An 18,945-nucleotide genomic window follows, 5' to 3' on the forward strand; every position below is an offset into this window, starting at 1 on the left:
TTCAATCCCTGTTTAAATATCCTCAACTTAAGAGCGTAGGCAAAGAGTCGTTTAAAGCGTACAATAAAGCCTCTAAAAAACACCATACACGTTGCCCTAGGAGACCCCAATGTTAGAACGTAGCATGAATATTTCGGATTTTGATCCAGAGTTATTTGACGCGATAACCAAAGAAACTGCTCGCCAAGAAGAGCATATCGAACTAATCGCTTCAGAAAACTACTGTAGCCCACGCGTACTAGAAGCGCAGGGTTCACAGCTTACAAACAAATACGCAGAAGGTTACCCAGGCAAACGTTATTATGGCGGTTGTGAGCATGTAGATGTTGTTGAGCAATTAGCAATTGACCGTGCTAACGAATTATTTGGTTCTGACTACGCTAACGTGCAGCCACATGCTGGTTCGCAAGCTAATGCTGCTGTTTTTCTAGCATTATTAGACGCTGGCGATACTGTATTAGGTATGAGCTTAGCTCATGGTGGTCACTTAACTCACGGTTCTCACGTAAGCTTCTCTGGTAAGCTTTACAATGCAATCCAATACGGACTAGATGAAGCAACGGGCGAAATTGATTACGCACAAGTTGAAGCACTAGCACTTGAGCACAAGCCAAAAATGATTATTGGTGGTTTCTCAGCGTACTCTGGTATTGTTGATTGGGCTAAATTCCGTGAAATTGCTGACAAAATCGGTGCTTATCTGTTTGTTGATATGGCTCACGTTGCGGGTTTAATTGCGGCAGGCGTTTACCCAAGCCCTGTTCCTCATGCACACGTTGTAACTACAACTACGCATAAAACACTTGCAGGCCCTCGTGGTGGTTTGATTATTTCTGCATGTGGCGACGAAGCAATCTACAAAAAGCTTAACAGCGCTGTTTTCCCTGGTGGCCAAGGCGGTCCTTTATGTCATGTTATTGCAGCAAAAGCAGTGGCATTTAAAGAAGCACTTCAACCAGAGTTTAAAGTATACCAAACACAAGTTGTTAAAAACGCAAAGGCAATGGTTGCTGTAATGCAAGAGCGCGGCTACAAAATCGTATCTGACAAAACTGAAAACCACTTATTTTTACTTGATTTAATCGATAAAGATATCACTGGTAAAGATGCAGACGCAGCCCTAGGCAACGCTAACATCACAGTTAATAAAAACTCAGTACCGAACGATCCACGCTCACCATTTGTAACATCTGGTTTGCGTATTGGTTCTCCTGCAATTACTCGCCGTGGTTTTACTGAAGTAGAATCAAAAGAGCTTGCTGGCTGGATTTGTGACGTACTAGATAACATCACTGATGAATCTGTACAGGCGCAAGTTAAAGAAAAAGTAAAAGCAATTTGTGCAAAATTACCTGTTTACGCTTAATTGCATAAGCGGCAGTAATTTAGAGCACATAAGCTAGGGGCCTGTTTATCTTTCGAGGTTTAATTTGCAGTAGTATGTTTGGCTTTTAAGCAAGGCAGAGTCTATGTAGTGTGGTTACTCCACACAAATAGGCGATAACGCAGCATAAATGCCAAACATGCACTGCCCTCGGGTTCGTTCTAGGGGCGATTTACTCTTTGTTGCTCGATTTTTACTTAGCCCACTAGGTTACAAATCTCGAGCCGCGATTAAATCACCCCTAGATAGAACAAATTTAATCCTGAAAGGTCAACAGGCCCTATTTTTTTGCTAAGATAAAAGACCGCTATTTAGCGGTCTTTTTTGTTTTAAAACGGAAGTACCGAGCTATGCATTGTCCATTTTGTACCGCAAAAGATACTAAAGTTATTGACTCACGCCTTGTTGGCGGAGGCCATCAAGTTCGCAGGCGTCGTGAGTGTAACGACTGCCACGAGCGCTTTACTACATTTGAAGGCGCTGAACTGGTTATGCCTCGTGTTATTAAACAAGACGGCAGCCGCGAACCATTTAACGAAGATAAATTATTAAATGGCTTAAATCGCGCACTCGAAAAACGCCCAGTGAGCACAGAGCAAGTAGACGAAGTGGTGAATATAATAAAATCGCAACTACGCGCAACGGGTGAGCGAGAAATTTCAAGCCATTTGGTGGGTGAATGCATTATGGAAGCCCTCAAAAAGCTCGATAAAGTAGCGTACGTAAGATTTGCCTCTGTTTATCGCTCGTTTGAAGATATACGCGAATTTGGCGAAGAAATTGCCCGCTTAGGGGAGTAATACCAATTTTATTAAAAACATGATCATTCTATCGCATTAAATAGCGCACTCACTGCGTTAAAAATTATTCATATAGAACAACTATATGTCATAATTTTCGCCTTGTTATTGCGCTATTTTCTTAGCGCTATAATAGACCACTTATTTAACGCAATTGGTATAATAAATGCTTAACCAAGTTCCTTTTACCGAACATGACGAAATGTATATGGCACGCGCCATAGAGCTTGCCAAAAAAGGTCGGTTTACTACCACGCCTAACCCTAATGTTGGCTGTGTATTAGTTAAAAATAATCAAATAATTGGTGAGGGTTTTCATCAATTAGCAGGTCAAGGCCATGCTGAAGTAAATGCACTGGCAATAGCTGGTAGTAGTGCACAAGGTGCAACGGCTTATGTAACGCTTGAACCGTGTAGTCATTATGGGCGTACGCCACCGTGTGCTGAAGGCTTAAAAAAGGCGGGCGTTGTAAAAGTAATTGCCGCTATGGTTGATACAAACCCACAAGTTGCAGGCAAAGGCCTTAAAATACTGAGCGATGCCGGTATTGAAGTTGCTTATGGATTACTTGAATCACAAGCTCGCGCACTTAACGTTGGCTTTTTTAAGCGAATGGAACAAGGCTTACCTTATGTGACCTGTAAAATGGCAGCAAGCATAGATGGTAAAACAGCGCTTAAAAATGGGCAAAGTAAGTGGATCACAAGTCCCGCTGCTCGCCAAGACGTACAATTATACCGAGCGCAAAGCTGCGCTATTTTAACCGGTGCCGATACCGTGTTAGTAGACGATGCTAAACTTGATGTGCGACTAAGCGAGTTGCCTTGCACGCTACCTACCGATTTACCGCTTCGCCAGCCCGTGCGTGTTATAATTGACTCACAGAATCGTTTAACGCCCAACCTTGCTTTATTTAAAATCCAAAGTGATGTAATAATATTTACGACTAAGGTTGATAAATCACTGCAATGGCCGCATTTTGTAAAGCATATTGAAGTAAGTGAAAGTAACGGCAAAGTTGATTTACAGGCTGTTTTAGAAAAGCTTGGGCAACTGCATTTTAATAATGTTTGGCTTGAGAGCGGAGCAACACTTGCTGGTAAAATGACAGAGCTTGATTTAGTTGACGAGTTTGTTTTTTATTTGGCGCCTAAATTAATGGGCCATGATGCAAAAAGTTTAGTTAATTTTCCTGAATTGACGAGTATGCAAAACACCGTTGATTTAACATTTAATGAATGTGCGCGCATTGGTGACGATTTACGTATCACCGCGTTAAAAACTCATTAAAATCACTTAATAAAAAAGAGTAGCGCTATGTTTACTGGGATAATAGAAGCCACAGGCAAAATTGCTTTATTACAAAAAAAACAAGGCGACTTAGCCATTCGTATCCAAAGTGCTGACCTTGATATGGAAGACGTAAAGCTAGGCGACAGCATTGCAACCAATGGCGTTTGCTTAACCGTAGTTGATAAACATATTGACGGTTTTAGTGCTGATTTATCTAACGAGACGATTGGTTTAACCGGTTTTGCTCACTATGCTTTAGGGCAAACGGTGAATCTTGAAAAAGCCATGCAACCGGTTTCGCGTTTAGGCGGTCATTTAGTATCTGGCCATGTTGATGGCATAGCAACTATTACAAGCATTACAGCAAACGCTCGAGCAACAGAATATTGGCTTACAACCGAAGAAAATTTAATGAAATACATCCCGTACAAAGGTTCGGTATGTATTGATGGTATAAGCCTGACAGTAAACGCTGTAGAAGGTAATAAATTCAAATTAACAATTGTCCCACATACGAGTGAGCAAACCACAATTGCTCACTTTAAAGTAGGCACTCAAGTTAATTTAGAAGTCGATCAAATTGCACGTTATTTAGAGCGCCTTATAAAAGGTGCAGAGCAACCAACGGGCTCTGATATTTCGATGAGCTTACTCGCTAAAGCGGGTTTTATTAAATAACGAAACTGATAACTTATACGAGCAAATTTATGAATTTACACAGCGCACAAGAAATCATCGACGATATTAAAGCCGGTAAAATGGTTATTTTAATGGATGATGAAGATAGAGAGAATGAAGGCGATTTAATTATTGCCGCAGAGCATATTAGTGCACAAGCGATTAATTTTATGGCGACTCATGGCCGTGGTTTAATTTGTTTAACTATGACGCAAGAGCGTTGTGAGCAACTTGATTTACCGTTAATGGTTAAAAATAATGGTGCTGCATTTTCGACTAACTTTACAATGTCGATAGAAGCATCAAAGGGTGTTACTACAGGTATTTCAGCAGCAGATAGAGCGCGTACAGTGCAAGCGGCTATAGCTAAAGGCGCAGTACCAAGTGATATCGTGCAGCCTGGTCATATTTTTCCAATTATGGCACAACCTGGCGGCGTATTAACTCGCGCAGGACATACTGAAGCTGGCTGTGATTTAGCGCGTTTAGCTGGGCTTGAAGCATCATCTGTTATTGTTGAAATACTTAATGCGGATGGCACCATGGCGCGTCGCCCTGATTTAGAAGTTTTTGCGAAAGAGCATGATATTAAAATTGGTACTATTGCTGATTTAATCGAATACCGTAACTTAAATGAAACAACAATTGAGCAAGTTGCAAAATGTAAGTTACCAACTATTCACGGTGAATTTGATTTAGTTACTTACAAAGACACAATTGACGGCCAATTACATTACGTATTGCTTAAAGGCGATATAAAAGAGCAAGAACCGACAAATGTACGTGTACATTTGCAAAGTACTTTTAACGATATCCTACTTTCAGACAGAAGTGCTGACCGTAGTTGGGGCCTTTCAGAAGCAATGGCTTATATCGCTAAAAATGAAGGTGCTTTAGTTATTTTAGGTAAGCAAGAAAGCACTGAAGAATTAGAGGCAACTGTAAAAGCATTCGCAGCAGCTGATGCTGGCGAAAGCGTTACGCCTCGTAAATTCAAAGGTACATCTCGTACTGTTGGCGTAGGCTCGCAAATACTTGCAGATCTTGGAATTAAACAAATGCGATTAATGAGTCGCCCTAAAAAGTACCATGCACTTTCGGGCTTTCATTTAGAAGTTGTTGATTATGTTGAGCCACAATAAGCATCACGCTTAAACTAGGCTATTATTTTATTTTTATGGTATGATGCGCAGCAATTTTTGCGCAATCGCAACCGCTTGAACTTATTTTTAGGGTTATCAAATGAAAATTATTGAAGGTAGTAAGTACGCTCCTGGCAAAAAGTTTGCCATTGTCATTTCTCGTTTTAATGACTTTATCGGTAGCAGTCTCCTTGCAGGTGCTGTTGATGAGCTAAAACGCACTGGTGGCGTATCTGATGACGACATTACCGTTATTTATGTACCAGGCGCGGTAGAATTACCTTTAGCGGCTAAACGCGTTGCGGCAAAAAAAGAGTATGATGCAATCATCGCATTAGGCGTAGTGATCAGAGGTGGTACACCACACTTTGACCTAGTTGCTGGCGAATCAAACAAAGGTCTTGCGCAAGTATCACTTGAGTATGATATCCCGGTTGCATTTGGCGTATTAACCACAGAAAGCATTGAACAAGCAATTGAGCGTGCTGGCACCAAAATGGGCAATAAAGGCGGCGAAGCTGCTTTAGGCGCGCTTGAAATGGTTAATGTGTTAGATAAAATTTAAGTTTAAGGAATTTTTGTGAAACCAGCAGCAAGACGTAAAGCACGTATCTTAGCACTCCAAGCCGTTTATTCTTGGCAAATAAGTGGCAATTTAATTGCCGATATCGAACAACAAATGTTGATCGAAACAGACGTTACTAAAATTGATGTTGAATACTTTAAAGATTTAGCGACGGGTGTTGCTGTAAATTATAAGCAACTAGACGAAGCTGTATCACCACATTTAACACGTCCGTTTAATGACTTAGATATGGTTGAGCGCGCAATTTTACGTTTAAGCAGCTATGAGCTTAAGTTCCGTGAAGATGTACCTTATAAAGTTGCTATCAACGAAGGTATTGAGCTGGCCAAAATATTTGGCGCTGAAGACAGCCATAAATTTGTAAACGGTGTACTTGATAAAGCTGTTAAGCATTTACGCAAGTAAGTAAACCGTTAAAGAGGGGAGCCGGCATAGGCCGGCTTTTTTGTGTATGAAGGAATTTGAATTAATTAACCGCTACTTTAAAGGTCGCGGGATCACCCGTCGTGATGTAAACCTAGGTATAGGGGATGATTGCGCTTTAGTAACCGTTCCACAAAACTGCCAACTTGCCGTTACAACAGATACTCTTGTTGCTGGCGTACACTTTTTTGATGATATTTCCCCTCGTGCATTAGGTCACAGAGCGCTTGCTGTTAATTTAAGTGACTTAGCGGCAATGGGCGCTGAGCCAACATGGGTTTCAGTTGCGTTAACCTTGCCAAGTATTGACCCACAGTGGATTGAAGAGTTTACTGAAGGCATGCATGAAATTGCAGAATACTTTAATGTGCAAATTATAGGTGGCGATACTACTCAGGGCCCATTAACTATCACTATTTGTGCAAAAGGGACTGTACCAGAAGGTACTGCACTTCGCCGTAGTGGTGCGAAAGTGGGTGATTGGATTTATGTTACAGGTCCGCTAGGTGACGCTGGACTTGCAATTGAGTCTCGCAAACAAGGTATAAGTATTGAGCCAGAGCATTTAAAGTACTTAAATAAGCGCTTTGACTTTCCAACACCGCGTGTTGCTGCAGGACAGGTATTGCGAGGCCTTGCATCATCGGCTATTGATGTATCGGACGGTTTAATCGCTGATTTGAGTCATATACTTGATATGTCGCAAGTAAATGCAGTTGTGAATATTGAAAGTATTCCGACTTCAGATGCAATGCAAGCAAGCCTTGATTTTAATCAGCAGCTGCCATTTATTCTAAGTTACGGTGATGATTACGAATTAATTTTTACTGTACCTGATAGCAATAAAAGTATGCTAGATATAAAACTGCGTCAATATGGTGTAGATGCAACATGCATAGGCCAAATTAAAAGTGGCGATGGTCAAATTGAACTTTTACACAACGGTGAAAAGTTTGATTTTAAGCAGCAAGGTTTTGAGCATTTTGCAAAGGAGCTGGTTTGAACAAAAACCGAAAGTTTAATTTAAAGCGCCCACATCAGTTTTTTGGTTTGGGTTTTGGTACTGGGTTAGCCCCTAAAGCACCTGGTACATTTGGCACTTTTGCTGCACTGCCATTCATTTTTATGACTATGTATTATCCGCTATGGTTGCAAATTGTGTTTGCCGTAGTGATCAGTATATTTGGTATATGGGCCTGCGGTAAAACGGCTGATGATTTAGGCGTGCACGACCATCCTGCTATTGTATGGGATGAAGTGGCAGGCTATTACATTACAATGATTGGTGCAGCACTTAGCTGGCAAACATTACTCGTTGGTTTTTTGTTATTTCGCTTTTTTGATATAGCAAAACCTGGCCCAATCCGTATGCTAGACAAACGAGTACATGGTGGTTTAGGTATTATGGCCGATGATATACTTGCGGGCGTTTTTTCGCTTATATGCTTACAGGCGCTAATAAAAGTGGGTTTACTACCCTTTTAATTTTTTATATTTGATTTGTTTAACTAGGTGGCAGCAATATGATGCGATTTTTACTGGTTTGTGTACTGATGTTGTGCGCGACACCAAGTTGGGCTTCAATTAGTGATTACGTAGTTAAGCAATGGAATATAAAAGATGGTCTACCTTCGCAATCACTTAAAAGCGTAGTACAAGACCAGCAAGGCTATATGTGGTTGGGTACTCAGTTTGGCTTAAGCCGTTTTGATGGCACAACATTTACAAACTACAACACGCAAAATAGCCCGTTCTTGCCTAGTAATGGTATTAATAAACTTTTAGTCGATTCTAGTGGCTTATTATGGGTAGGTACTAAAAGTGGCTTGGTAGTTATTAATCCAGCCACATTTGCAGCACAAGAGTTTAATATTAAAGGTCCAGTAAGAGATATTCTTGAGGATTCTAAAGGCAGCATATGGATTGCGGCTAATGGTTTATACTATGTAGATAGAGGGCAAGTTGATTTACGCACTCAAGTAAATGGTCCCCTACCTATTGTTAATGCTACCGTAATTACCCAAATTGTTGGCTCTGTTAGCCAAATGGCACTCTCTCCTGAAGGTATTTGGCTGGTTAATGATCGTCATTTATTACGCCTTACTAAAAACTCATCAGATTTCTCTAAACTACGTTTAGAGCTTACCGCTAAAATATCGTTACCAGAGCGCTTAGCGCAAACCATAGTGCACGATTTATCATTCTTAAACGGTAATTTGTATATAGCCTCTGAGCTAGGTGCATACTTTTTAGATTTAGATGACGAACTAAGACCTTTTCCTTTACCTAATGCAAATAACTCAGCCGTTTATAAGTTTATGAGTGATACCGATGGTGGCTTATGGGTTTCGACTTATGGACGTTTATTATTTAGAGATAAAACCGGTGAGTGGCAATGGGTAGAACCAAGCCAACTTGATCAAAGCATATGGTTTGCTGATATTTTTAGAGATGATAAAAATAACGTTTGGTTAGCAAGTTTTAGTGAAGGCTTATGGCTTGCCCATGAAGGGCGAGTAGAAAGGCATTCAGCTGTTTCAGATATGACCGAGTCTGTTATGGCTATCAGCCAAGCTCCAGATGGAAAACTGTGGGTTGCTAACAAAAGCGGCATTGGTTATTTCGATTTAGATAAAAGTTTTATTAATTTAGTTCCAAGTAGTAAATATGGATACGCGTCAGTACACGATCTACAATTCGATGGTGAACGATTATATATAGCCACGGGGCGCGGCTTATTTGTTTTTGAAAACAAGACACTCTATACCGTCCCTGGTCGAGCGCTTCGCGATAACCCGGTATTTGCAATAAGTCGCTCTAGTAAAGGCGGTTTTTGGATTGGTACCGGACGCGGTTTATATCGATTAAATTATGCTGGTTTAACGCCTTTTGCATATAACGCTTTTTTAGGTAGTAAGTTTATTACCTACGTATTGGATAAAACAAACTTTGGTGTGATTGGTACTAGTAAAGGCGCATATTACTTTACAGACCGTGGCATTGAAAAAATTGGTGACCAAACAACACTTGAAAGTGCATACGTAACTAGCGTGCTACATATAGATGGCGTGGGTATTTTAATCGGCTCTCTTAACGATGGGCTTTTTTACAGAAGTACGCAAGGGCAGTGGCGTCAACTCGATGCCGCTAATGGTTTACCGTATGGGTCTATATTTAGCCTAGAATATGATGAAAAGTTAAAACATGTTTGGGTAAGCACCATGAAAGGTGTTTACAGAATGCCTGTAGAGCAATTTAAAACAGAGATAAAAAGCTTAAAAGTTGAAGAAGTGATTTCATCTTTTGACCGTCAACTCGATGGTAAAGCGAATCAATGTTGTAGTGGGCTTGGGCATGATGCGGTAGCAGACACCGGCAATTCTATTTGGTACCCAAGCTTACAAGGTGTTGTTGAAATACCTAAAAATGTAGAGCTATTTGGTGTGCTTGCATTAAAGCCAACAATAGAAACAATAACAACACCACTTCGTCATTTAACCACCGCTGCGCTTGGTAAAAAACCATCATTAGAAACAGACGAGCGTGATATAACGCTAACTTACACAGCTATTGATTACTATGCACCAAACAGTATTGAATTTAGATATAAACTAAGTGGCTTAGATAGTGACTGGCGCTATGCTAATACGCGACGTGAAGCTATTTATACTAACTTGCCTCCAGGCTCGTTTTTGTTTCAGTTAGAAGCGAAGCGCCAAGGTGAAGACTGGACTAAAGCGCAAGAAGTAGAATACGGCTTTGTAGTGCCTGAGCGCTTTGACGAAACTATTTACTTTAGGCTTTTAATTACCAGTGGTTTTATTTTGCTTTTCTACCTTATTTTTTGGGTATTTAGAGCGCAAGAGCGTAGAAAACAAGAAGCATTAGAGGGCTTGATCACCGAGCGTACCTTAGAGCTTCGTCAAGCTAATGATAAATTAGGCCAAGTGAATTCACAGCTTAAATTAGTTAGTCACTCAGATGAGCTAACAGGGCTGCGTAGTCGTCGCTTTTTGTTTGATCAACTCCCTAAAGATATTGAACACTTTCAACGTAATTCACAATCGCTGCAGGCACAAGGCAAGTCACTGGTGCTGGTAATTATTAACTTTGATAACTTCAGCCGTATTAATGATGCCTATGGCCCAATTGCAGGTGATAGCTGCTTACAGCAAATGGCTGCATTATTAAATTCGCGTACGCAGGGTTCTGACTATGTGGCACGTTGGAGTGGTGATGAGTTTTTACTATTATTACGTGATTTTAAATGCAATAAAATAGACAGCTATGCTTCAGATCTTTGTAAAGTAATAGCGGCTAATTCATTCCAATTACCAAATGGAAAAACAACTAATATCACGGCATCAATTGGTTGGTCATTTTATCCATTACCACTTTTGGGTGGGCAGGTAATTAGCTGGGAGACATCTATTAACCTAGCAGATATTTCACTACACCAAGTTAAAAAGCGCGGTGGTGATGGTGTTGCAAATATTACGTTTGATGATCAGCTTGATGCATTTGAGTTTGAACAAAATTCTAACGTTGATCAACAATTAGGTATTTTACAAAGCAATGGCCTAGCTGATATTAAAGTGTGGATGCGCTGATCAGCAATATTTGATATTAAAAAAGGAGCCTAGGCTCCTTTTTTAATATGCTCAACTTTAGATGTATAGGAAGTTAATTAATAAACGCTTTAATAGCGGTTAATATTCCTTGCTCGCCTAATCCCATTTCATCGTGCATTTCATCTTGGGTGCCGTGTTTAATAAACTCATCAGGAATACCTAAGTTAAGGATATTAATATCAGCTTTTTGCGTTGCTAAGAATTCGTTAACTGCAGAGCCGGCACCGCCAGCAATCGCATTATCTTCAAGCGTAACAATTACATCGTGGCTAGTTGCAAGCTCATTTAAAAGTGCGGTATCAAGTGGTTTAATAAAACGCATATTAACAAGCGTTGCATCTAATTCATCTGCAGCAAGCTGTGCATTTTCAAGTAATGTACCGAACGATAAAATGGCAATTTTACTGCCTTTCTTAATTGTATCTGCCTTACCTATTTCAAGCAGTTGCATAGTGCTTTCAATGTCTGCAGTACCTGCACTACCTCGAGGATAACGAACTGCAACAGGGCAGTTTGCTTTATAACCGGTGTATAGCATTTGGCGGCATTCGTTGGTATCGCTTGGTGCCATAATTACCATATTTGGAATGCAGCGCATAAAGCTTAAATCGTACGCACCTTGGTGAGTTTCACCATCGGCTCCAACAATACCAGCGCGGTCAATGGCAAATAATACAGGTAAGTTTTGCAGTGCAACATCATGTATTAATTGGTCATACGCACGTTGTAAAAAGCTTGAGTAAATAGCAACAACAGGTTTTAAACCTTCACAGGCAAAGCCAGCGGCTAAAGTAACGGCATGCTGCTCAGCAATAGCTACATCAAAGTATTGATCTGGATGCTCTTTAGAAAAACGTACCATGCCTGAACCTTCGCGCATTGCAGGCGTGATAGCCATTAACTTACTGTCTTGTTCGGCCATATCACATAACCAATCGCCGAATACTTTTGAAAAAGTAGCAGCACTAGGTTTAGATTTAGGTAGGCTAGTTGTGCTCGGATCGAATTTTGGTACACCATGATAGCCAATAGGATCGGCTTCAGCCGGTTTGTAGCCCTTACCTTTTTGGGTTTTTATATGTAAAAGCTGTGGGCCTTTTAAATTACGCATATTACGTAATGTATCTACAAGCATGTTTACATCGTGACCATCAATGGGACCAATGTAATTTAGGCCTAATTCTTCAAAAAATGTCCCTGGAATCATCATACCTTTTATATGTTCTTCCATTTTACTAGCAAGTTGTTTTACAGGAGGCACACCTGAGAGTAACTTTTTACTACCTTCACGAATGTTAGTATAAAAGCTACCTGATAAAATTCGAGCAAAGTGATTTGTTAATGCGCCAACATTTTCAGAAATCGACATTTCGTTATCATTTAAAATAATAAGCATGTCTGATTTTACATCACCTAAATGATTCATCGCTTCAAATGCCATGCCTGCGGTTATAGCTCCGTCACCAATAATGGCTACAGACTTTCGACCTTTACCTTCTTTTTGTGCGGCAATAGACATACCTAAGGCAGCTGAAATAGAGGTGCTTGAATGGCCTACGCTAAACGTATCGTATTGGCTTTCATCGCGAAAAGGAAAAGGGTGCAAACCGTCTTTTTGGCGAATGGTGTGCATTTGCTCGCGACGACCAGTAAGAATTTTATGCGGATAAGCTTGATGACCCACATCCCAAACTAGGCGATCGTCTGGAGTGTTATAAACATAATGCAGGGCAACGGTTAGTTCAACCGTCCCTAAACCAGACGCTAGATGACCGCTACTTTGCGATACTGAGTTGAGTAAATAATCGCGCAGCTCATTGCTAAATGCAGGGAGTTTGTCTTGCGCTAAGTCACGCAATTGGGCTGGCTCGTCAACCAAATTAAGTAATGGATACTTGCTACTATCAAGTGTCATGGTTTTATATATATCCTTCGCTAACATTAATTAATTCAAAGCTTTTACGAATAATTAATGTTGAGTAATAATGTCAGTGCTAATTGCAATACGTATGAGCAAAAATTAGTGGTCACGCTCAATTAGATAATTTGCTAGCGACGCAAGAAGTGTTGTGTCAGCATCTATATTTGCTAACGCTTCATGGGCTTGTTGTATTAAATTCTGCGCCTTTTCTTTAGCGCCTAGCATACCTAATAACGCCGGATATGTCGCTTTATTCGCGGCAATATCGGAGCCTTGTGGCTTTCCTAAAATAACTGTATCGCCTTCAACATCTAAAATGTCGTCGTGTACTTGAAATGCTAGCCCTATAGCATACCCAAAAACACTTAAATTTTCTAAGGTTTGTTGATCAGCCTTTTCACTGCACAGTGCACCAAGTGTAATTGCGCAATTAATTAGAGCTCCGGTTTTTAGCTTATGTATTCGCTCAAGCTCTTGTACGGTAATTACTTTATCAGTTGCTGCTATGTCAAGACCTTGTCCGCCAACCATACCCTGAAGGCCTGATGCGTGGGCAAGTGTAGCAATCATTTTTACTTGTGTTTGCGATGAGCATTCAAATTTGTGATTCGCAATAAGCTCAAAAGCAAGAGTTTGAAGAGCATCACCGGCTAAAATTGCATTTGCCTCGCCAAACTCTATATGACAAGTAGGGCGTCCGCGGCGTAAGTCGTCATCATCCATTGCTGGTAAGTCATCATGGACTAACGAATAGCTATGAATACACTCAATTGCAGCAGCAAGTACGTTTAAGTCTTGATGGTTTGCGCCGAGCATTTTACCTGTGGCATAAACTAAAAATGGACGTAATCTTTTACCGCCATTAAATAATCCATACTGGGTGGCGTTCTTTACCGTTTCTTCTGTATCGAGAGGCTGGTTAAAATGCTGTTGTAAGGTCGCTACTACATCTTTTTGAGCAAGTTCAATATGATTTTTTATGCTCACAGCTATTCCATATCATTATCAAAATTTGTAAGTACTGACTTTTCGCCATTCCCCATCAAAATTGATACTTTTTGTTCTGCTTGCTGTAATTTCCCTGATGAAGCACTTGCTAATGCAATTCCACGCTCAAATTGCTTTAACGATTGCTCAAGCGATAAGTCACCTTGTTCCATGTCACTAACGATTGTAGATAATTCTTCTAGTGCTTGTTCGAAACTTAAGTTTTCAGGTTTTTTAGTCGCCATCTTTATTTCAGCTTACATAATAAATTTAGGGGTCAATTTTAGGGGGAATGCTAAACTAGGTCAAAGGATGATATTGGTTTTTTACCTTTATAACGTTAAATTATATTTCAAGTGCATTAATAAAGCCTTAATAGCGGTCTGTTGGTTTAATAAATCAATTGATAATTAGGTAGCCTTTATAACTTGATCTAAGATAGTGCTAAAGGCTGCTTTTTATGTTTATTTATAAAAATGGCTTAAGCAATTCAATATGTTGCCGATAAGCAGTTAATAATAAAAGTTTATGATAAGGCCATTAAGCATGAAACTTCTGGAGGAAATGTGGATTTAGCAACCATAATCGGGATCCTAGGCGCAATTGGCTTAATTGTCATGTCTATGTTTATGAGTAGTAGCGGTGAAATGGCTATGTTTTACAATACCCCGTCTGTGGTTATTGTATTTGGTGGTTCACTCTTTATTGTTTTATCAAACTTCACTATGTCGCAATTTTTGGGGATAGGTAAAGTTGTTGCCAAAGCGTTTATGTTTAAAATCGAAACGCCAGAAATACTTATCGAAAAAGCAGTAGAACTTGCTGATTCAGCTCGTAAAGGCGGTTTTTTAGCACTCGAAGAAGCTGAAATTCCAAACCCCTTTATGCGCAAAGGCGTCGATATGCTCGTTGATGGCCATGATGCAGATGTAGTTCGCGCTACACTTCAAAAAGATATTTCTCTAACTACGACTCGCCATGAATTGGGCGCGGGTTTATTTAAGTCGTTAGCTGATATAGGGCCTGCAATGGGTATGATTGGTACTCTAATTGGTTTGGTTGCAATGTTGTCTAACATGGATGACCCAAAGGCAATTGGTCCTGCAATGGCAGTAGCACTATTAACAACTTTATATGGCGCGTTTTTAGCCAATGTTGTGGCAATTCCTATTCAGGTAAAACTTGAACTGCGTAAAGACGAGGAAGCGATGAATCAGCGTTTAATTTTGGATGCTATTTTAGGTATACAAGATGGTCAAAATCCAAAAGTAATCGAAGGTATTTTGAAAAATTACTTAGCTGAATCTAAACGCAAAGTAGATACCGAGGAGTAACTATGTCTGATCAAGAGTGCAAATGTCCACCACCAGGTCTACCTGCATGGATGGGAACGTTTGCCGATTTAATGTCACTGTTAATGTGCTTTTTTGTACTCTTGCTCGCGTTTTCAGAAATGGATGTACTTAAGTTTAAACAAATTGCGGGCTCTATGAAGTTTGCTTTTGGTGTGCAGAATAAAATTGAAGTAAAAGACATCCCTAAAGGGACCTCTGTTATTGCCATGGAGTTTACCCCAGGTAAACCAGAGCCAACCCCAATAGAAACCATTCAGCAGCAAACAGTCGAAATGACTCAACAAATGTTAGAGTTTCAGGCTGGCGATGAAAGCTCAGCAGGCGGCAGGCAAGAACAGCGCGGGGATAAACGCGGTGGCGAATCTCGTAGTACCTCACAAGAAGAATCTTCTGAGCAAGCAACTTCAGCAGCCGATCAGGAGCAAACTAACGAGCTTGTTAAAAAGATAGCGCAGCAGCTTGAAAAGCAAATAATCGATGGCGCAATTGAGCTTGAGTCTTTAGGGCAGCAAATAATTATTCGCATTAGAGAGAATGGTTCATTTCCTTCAGGTAGTGCATTTTTACAACCTAAGTTTAAACCTATAATTCAAGATATCGGTGTGCTGTTAAAAGATGTACCCGGTGAAATAACAGTATCTGGCCATACTGATGATTTTCAGGTGTCGAATGAGTTATATATTAATAATTGGGACCTATCATCAAAGCGTGCTGTAGCCGTTGCAAGTGAACTGCAAAAAGTCCAAGGATTTGATAAAACCCGAATGATGGTGGTTGGTCGAGCTGAAACACGACCACTTGTACCGAATGACACCGATGAAGATCGCCGCAGGAATCGCCGAGTAGAAATATCTATATTACAAGGTAAAGCAAAAGAGTCAGCTCCTATAGATGTAAGATAACTTTTATTGGCAAACACACTTATTTATCATAAAGTATGCTTTCTTTAACAAATGTAACGGAATAGTTTATGAAAAAGGTCGATAAGTTTAGTCATATGCCAGGAAATGGCGGTGGTAATGACGATGATGAAAAAAAACTTGATTAACTCTAATGCCTGAATGGTTTTTAAAGACTATATTGATATTAGATACTAGTTGGGTGTTTATTTTAAGCCCTGCTATTTTCATCTTTTATTTTAGAAAAGATTATTTGGCCCTGCGTTTCGCTTTAATTACAGCCGCTTTTTTTTTATATGGAACCATTATTCATCCTTACTTGAAAGAGTTTGATAATGGGATTTATGTTTATCGATACCTTGTTTGGGCCTTTAATGATATTGCTTGGATGGCACTCATCGCATATCTGGGGTTAAAAGATAAGGTTTATTTATGGCAATGCGTATTAGGTCAATTGGTTGTTATTATGGCACCAATTTTACAGCTATTTAGATTAGTCGACCGCCATTTATGGGATCTTTCTTATAGTACATACATTTATAAAACCTTATTGCCATTTATTAATATAGGCACCGTTATTGTTTGTTATCTTCCGCTTATTTATATTTTAACAAAAGACAAAAAAAGCCCAGCTAGCCAATAGTTACAAAAAGTTCCCTCCTTTAAAATAGCTGTGCTAGACTACTGTTTATATAAACAGTGATGAGCAGGCTATGAAACTCTACATTGCAGAAAAACCTTCACTTGGACGCGCTATTGCTGATGCGTTACCAAAACCACATAAAAAATATGATGGTTATATAGAAGTCGCTAATGGCGATTGTGTATCGTGGTGTATTGGACATTTGCTAGAACAAGCAGAACCCGATGATTACGATGAGCGCTTTAAAAAGTGGCAGTTTGAACACTTACCTATAATACCTGAACAGTGGAAGTTAAAAGCCAAAACCAAAACACGTAAACAGCTCACTGTTTTAAAAAAATTAATTAAACAAGCCTCGCAACTTATTCACGCTGGCGATCCAGACCGTGAAGGCCAGCTACTAGTCGATCAAGTAATTGAAGAAGCTAAAATAAGTCAGGCTAAAAAGCAGAGTACGCAACGTTTACTCATTAGTGATTTAAACTTATCGGCGGTAAAAAAATCACTGGGTACTATGCGTTCTAATCGAGATTTTATTCCGCTAAGTGTATCTGCTTTAGCGCGCTCTCGTGCTGATTGGCTATTTGGTATGAATTTAACACGTGCATACACACTAGCTGGGCAAAAAGCAGGGTTTGGTAATGTGCTTTCGGTAGGGCGAGTACAAACCCCTATTTTAGGTCTTGTTGTTAATAGAGATAACGAAATAGCACACTTTGTATCTAAGCCTTTTTACGATGTACTGGCGCATTTACTTACTCCAGATAACCAGCCATTCATAGCTAAGTGGGTTCCTAGTAAAGCATGTGAGCCACATCAAGATGAAGAAGGGCGAATACTTAACAAAGCACTCGCACAAAATGTTGCTTCACGCATTACAAAGCAAAGTGCTGAGCTTACTTCACTTGACCAAAAACAAAAAAAACAAAGTGCTCCATTACCGTATAACCTATCTGCACTGCAAATAGATGCGGCTAAAGCATTTGGTATGCCAGCTCAAAAGGTGTTGGATATTTGCCAAATACTTTACGAACGTCATAAACTAATTACTTACCCACGCTCTGATAATCGTTATTTACCTAAAGATCACCATCAAGATGCATCTGCTATTTTTAAAGCTATAAGTGCTAATGGTGGGCAAAGCAGTGAATTAGTAAATGGGGCTGATGTAAAAAAGCGTAGTAAATGTTTTAACGATTCAAAAGTGGCTGCCCATCATGCCATTGTGCCTACTGCTAAGCAGTTAAAGTCAGCGAGTTTGAGCGGTGACGAAGCGAAGGTATATCAATTAATAAGCCGCCATTACCTAATTCAGTTTTATCCCGACTATATATATAACGAAACTAAAGCAGAGATAACAATCGCAGGCGGATTATTTAAAGCAAATGCAAAACAAGATGTAAGCTTAGGCTTTAAGGTATTAATGGGTAAGTCTGAATTAAAAGATGAAGCTACGTTACCTCCTTTAACAAAAGGTATGTCTCTTTTTTGTGAGCAAGGCGAAGTAGTCGAAAAGCATACATCACCCCCTGCTTATTTTACCGATGCTACATTATTGGCTGCGATGACCGGCATTAGTCGTTATGTTAAAGATCCACAAATTAAAAAAGTATTAAAAGACACTGATGGTTTAGGTACGGAGGCAACACGTGCGGGAATAATCGAGTTGTTATTTAAGCGGTGTTTTTTAAAACGTGAAGGTAAGTCAATTAGAGCGACCGAAACGGGACTTGCCCTTATTAGCGTATTACCACAAGGTTTAGCGAGTCCTGATTTAACCGCAAAGTGGGAATCGAGCTTAGGTGATATTGCGCAGCAAGTAATGAGTTATCAGCAATTTTTACAGCCTTTACTTGCTGACTTAAATGGGTTTGTACAATTAGCAGCAAACTGCGATAGCAATGCATTTGCAAGGTTACCAAAAAGTTCACCTAAAAAACGCTTTGCTAAACGAGGTGGAAAAGCGACCTTTAAAAAGTCGAGTTATAAAAAAAGCTCTGTTGCTAGTTAGCTACAGAGCCATTTTATTAAACGATATTACTTAACCTGAACTCTGCTTGAGATATATTTATTATCCAGAATTCATATATGGTCTCCTCCAGTATTGCAAGGTGTCATTCAACGATAGCAGGGACAGGTTTGCTGTCATATATACGGTCTTTTAGTGAAGATTATTACTTCTGACCTTGATGTAATCCGCGC

General features: G+C 39.9%; 17 protein-coding genes. 14 read left to right on the forward strand and 3 right to left on the reverse strand.

Annotation, left to right across the window (positions count from 1 at the left end):
* Positions 1-109 precede the first annotated feature (109 nt).
* The 10 genes from glyA to I6F47_RS10445 all read left to right on the forward strand — a co-directional run bounded on the left by glyA (position 110) and on the right by I6F47_RS10445 (position 10,917).
* On the forward strand, positions 110-1,366 hold the full coding sequence (gene glyA / locus I6F47_RS10400) for a serine hydroxymethyltransferase (RefSeq protein WP_024593690.1): 1,257 nt from the start codon (positions 110-112) through the stop codon (positions 1,364-1,366).
* Positions 1,367-1,734: 368 nt separating this feature from the next.
* Entirely contained in the window at positions 1,735-2,184 is a 450-nt protein-coding gene (nrdR, locus tag I6F47_RS10405) for a transcriptional regulator NrdR (protein WP_002961761.1), read from the forward strand.
* Between the two features lie 166 nt (positions 2,185-2,350).
* The gene (gene ribD, locus I6F47_RS10410) at positions 2,351-3,475 is read left to right on the forward strand and encodes a bifunctional diaminohydroxyphosphoribosylaminopyrimidine deaminase/5-amino-6-(5-phosphoribosylamino)uracil reductase RibD (protein ID WP_197183792.1); all 1,125 of its coding nucleotides are present in this window, start codon (positions 2,351-2,353) and stop codon (positions 3,473-3,475) included.
* Positions 3,476-3,502: 27 nt separating this feature from the next.
* Positions 3,503-4,156 (forward strand): riboflavin synthase, encoded by a 654-nt coding sequence (locus I6F47_RS10415; protein ID WP_007587137.1) that lies wholly within the window; start codon positions 3,503-3,505, stop codon positions 4,154-4,156.
* A gap of 29 nt (positions 4,157-4,185) precedes the next feature.
* Positions 4,186-5,298, forward strand: coding sequence for a bifunctional 3,4-dihydroxy-2-butanone-4-phosphate synthase/GTP cyclohydrolase II (gene ribBA, locus I6F47_RS10420; protein WP_010554580.1), 1,113 nt, complete (start codon positions 4,186-4,188; stop codon positions 5,296-5,298).
* Positions 5,299-5,398: 100 nt separating this feature from the next.
* Positions 5,399-5,863 (forward strand): 6,7-dimethyl-8-ribityllumazine synthase, encoded by a 465-nt coding sequence (gene ribH / locus I6F47_RS10425; protein WP_007587130.1) that lies wholly within the window; start codon positions 5,399-5,401, stop codon positions 5,861-5,863.
* 15 nt (positions 5,864-5,878) lie between these two features.
* A complete protein-coding gene (gene nusB / locus I6F47_RS10430) occupies positions 5,879-6,289 on the forward strand; it encodes a transcription antitermination factor NusB (protein WP_007587129.1) in 411 nt (136 codons plus the stop codon).
* Between the two features lie 46 nt (positions 6,290-6,335).
* Complete coding sequence (thiL, locus tag I6F47_RS10435; protein ID WP_007587128.1) at positions 6,336-7,310, forward strand: thiamine-phosphate kinase; 975 nt, start codon at positions 6,336-6,338, stop codon at positions 7,308-7,310.
* Positions 7,307-7,792, forward strand: coding sequence for a phosphatidylglycerophosphatase A family protein (locus I6F47_RS10440; protein ID WP_007587120.1), 486 nt, complete (start codon positions 7,307-7,309; stop codon positions 7,790-7,792). Before thiL ends, I6F47_RS10440 begins: the two co-directional genes overlap by 4 nt.
* 38 nt (positions 7,793-7,830) lie before the next feature.
* Positions 7,831-10,917, forward strand: coding sequence for a ligand-binding sensor domain-containing diguanylate cyclase (locus I6F47_RS10445; protein WP_007587118.1), 3,087 nt, complete (start codon positions 7,831-7,833; stop codon positions 10,915-10,917).
* Between the two features lie 73 nt (positions 10,918-10,990).
* On the opposite strand, the gene dxs is transcribed toward I6F47_RS10445, so the two are convergent.
* The 3 genes from dxs to I6F47_RS10460 form a co-directional block, all read right to left on the reverse strand.
* Positions 10,991-12,853: a 1-deoxy-D-xylulose-5-phosphate synthase gene (dxs, locus tag I6F47_RS10450; RefSeq protein WP_007587116.1), complete on the reverse strand. Its 1,863-nt coding sequence runs from the start codon at positions 12,851-12,853 to the stop codon at positions 10,991-10,993.
* 105 nt (positions 12,854-12,958) lie between these two features.
* The gene (gene ispA / locus I6F47_RS10455; protein WP_197102821.1) at positions 12,959-13,846 is read right to left on the reverse strand and encodes a (2E,6E)-farnesyl diphosphate synthase; all 888 of its coding nucleotides are present in this window, start codon (positions 13,844-13,846) and stop codon (positions 12,959-12,961) included.
* Positions 13,847-13,848: 2 nt separating this feature from the next.
* Positions 13,849-14,091 (reverse strand): exodeoxyribonuclease VII small subunit, encoded by a 243-nt coding sequence (locus I6F47_RS10460; RefSeq protein WP_002961738.1) that lies wholly within the window; start codon positions 14,089-14,091, stop codon positions 13,849-13,851.
* A 321-nt stretch (positions 14,092-14,412) separates the two neighbouring features.
* Between I6F47_RS10460 and pomA the strand changes: the two genes are divergently transcribed.
* The 4 genes from pomA (at position 14,413) to I6F47_RS10480 (ending at position 18,754) form a co-directional block, all read left to right on the forward strand.
* Entirely contained in the window at positions 14,413-15,180 is a 768-nt protein-coding gene (gene pomA, locus I6F47_RS10465; RefSeq protein WP_007587114.1) for a flagellar motor protein PomA, read from the forward strand.
* Between the two features lie 2 nt (positions 15,181-15,182).
* Positions 15,183-16,103 (forward strand): flagellar motor protein MotB, encoded by a 921-nt coding sequence (locus I6F47_RS10470; protein ID WP_007587113.1) that lies wholly within the window; start codon positions 15,183-15,185, stop codon positions 16,101-16,103.
* A gap of 151 nt (positions 16,104-16,254) precedes the next feature.
* The gene (locus I6F47_RS10475) at positions 16,255-16,743 is read left to right on the forward strand and encodes a hypothetical protein (protein ID WP_165725712.1); all 489 of its coding nucleotides are present in this window, start codon (positions 16,255-16,257) and stop codon (positions 16,741-16,743) included.
* A gap of 70 nt (positions 16,744-16,813) precedes the next feature.
* Complete coding sequence (locus I6F47_RS10480) at positions 16,814-18,754, forward strand: DNA topoisomerase III (protein WP_197183793.1); 1,941 nt, start codon at positions 16,814-16,816, stop codon at positions 18,752-18,754.
* Positions 18,755-18,945: the final 191 nt, after the last annotated feature.

This window comes from Pseudoalteromonas sp. NZS37 (assembly GCF_015864265.1).
GTDB lineage: Bacteria > Pseudomonadota > Gammaproteobacteria > Enterobacterales > Alteromonadaceae > Pseudoalteromonas > Pseudoalteromonas arctica.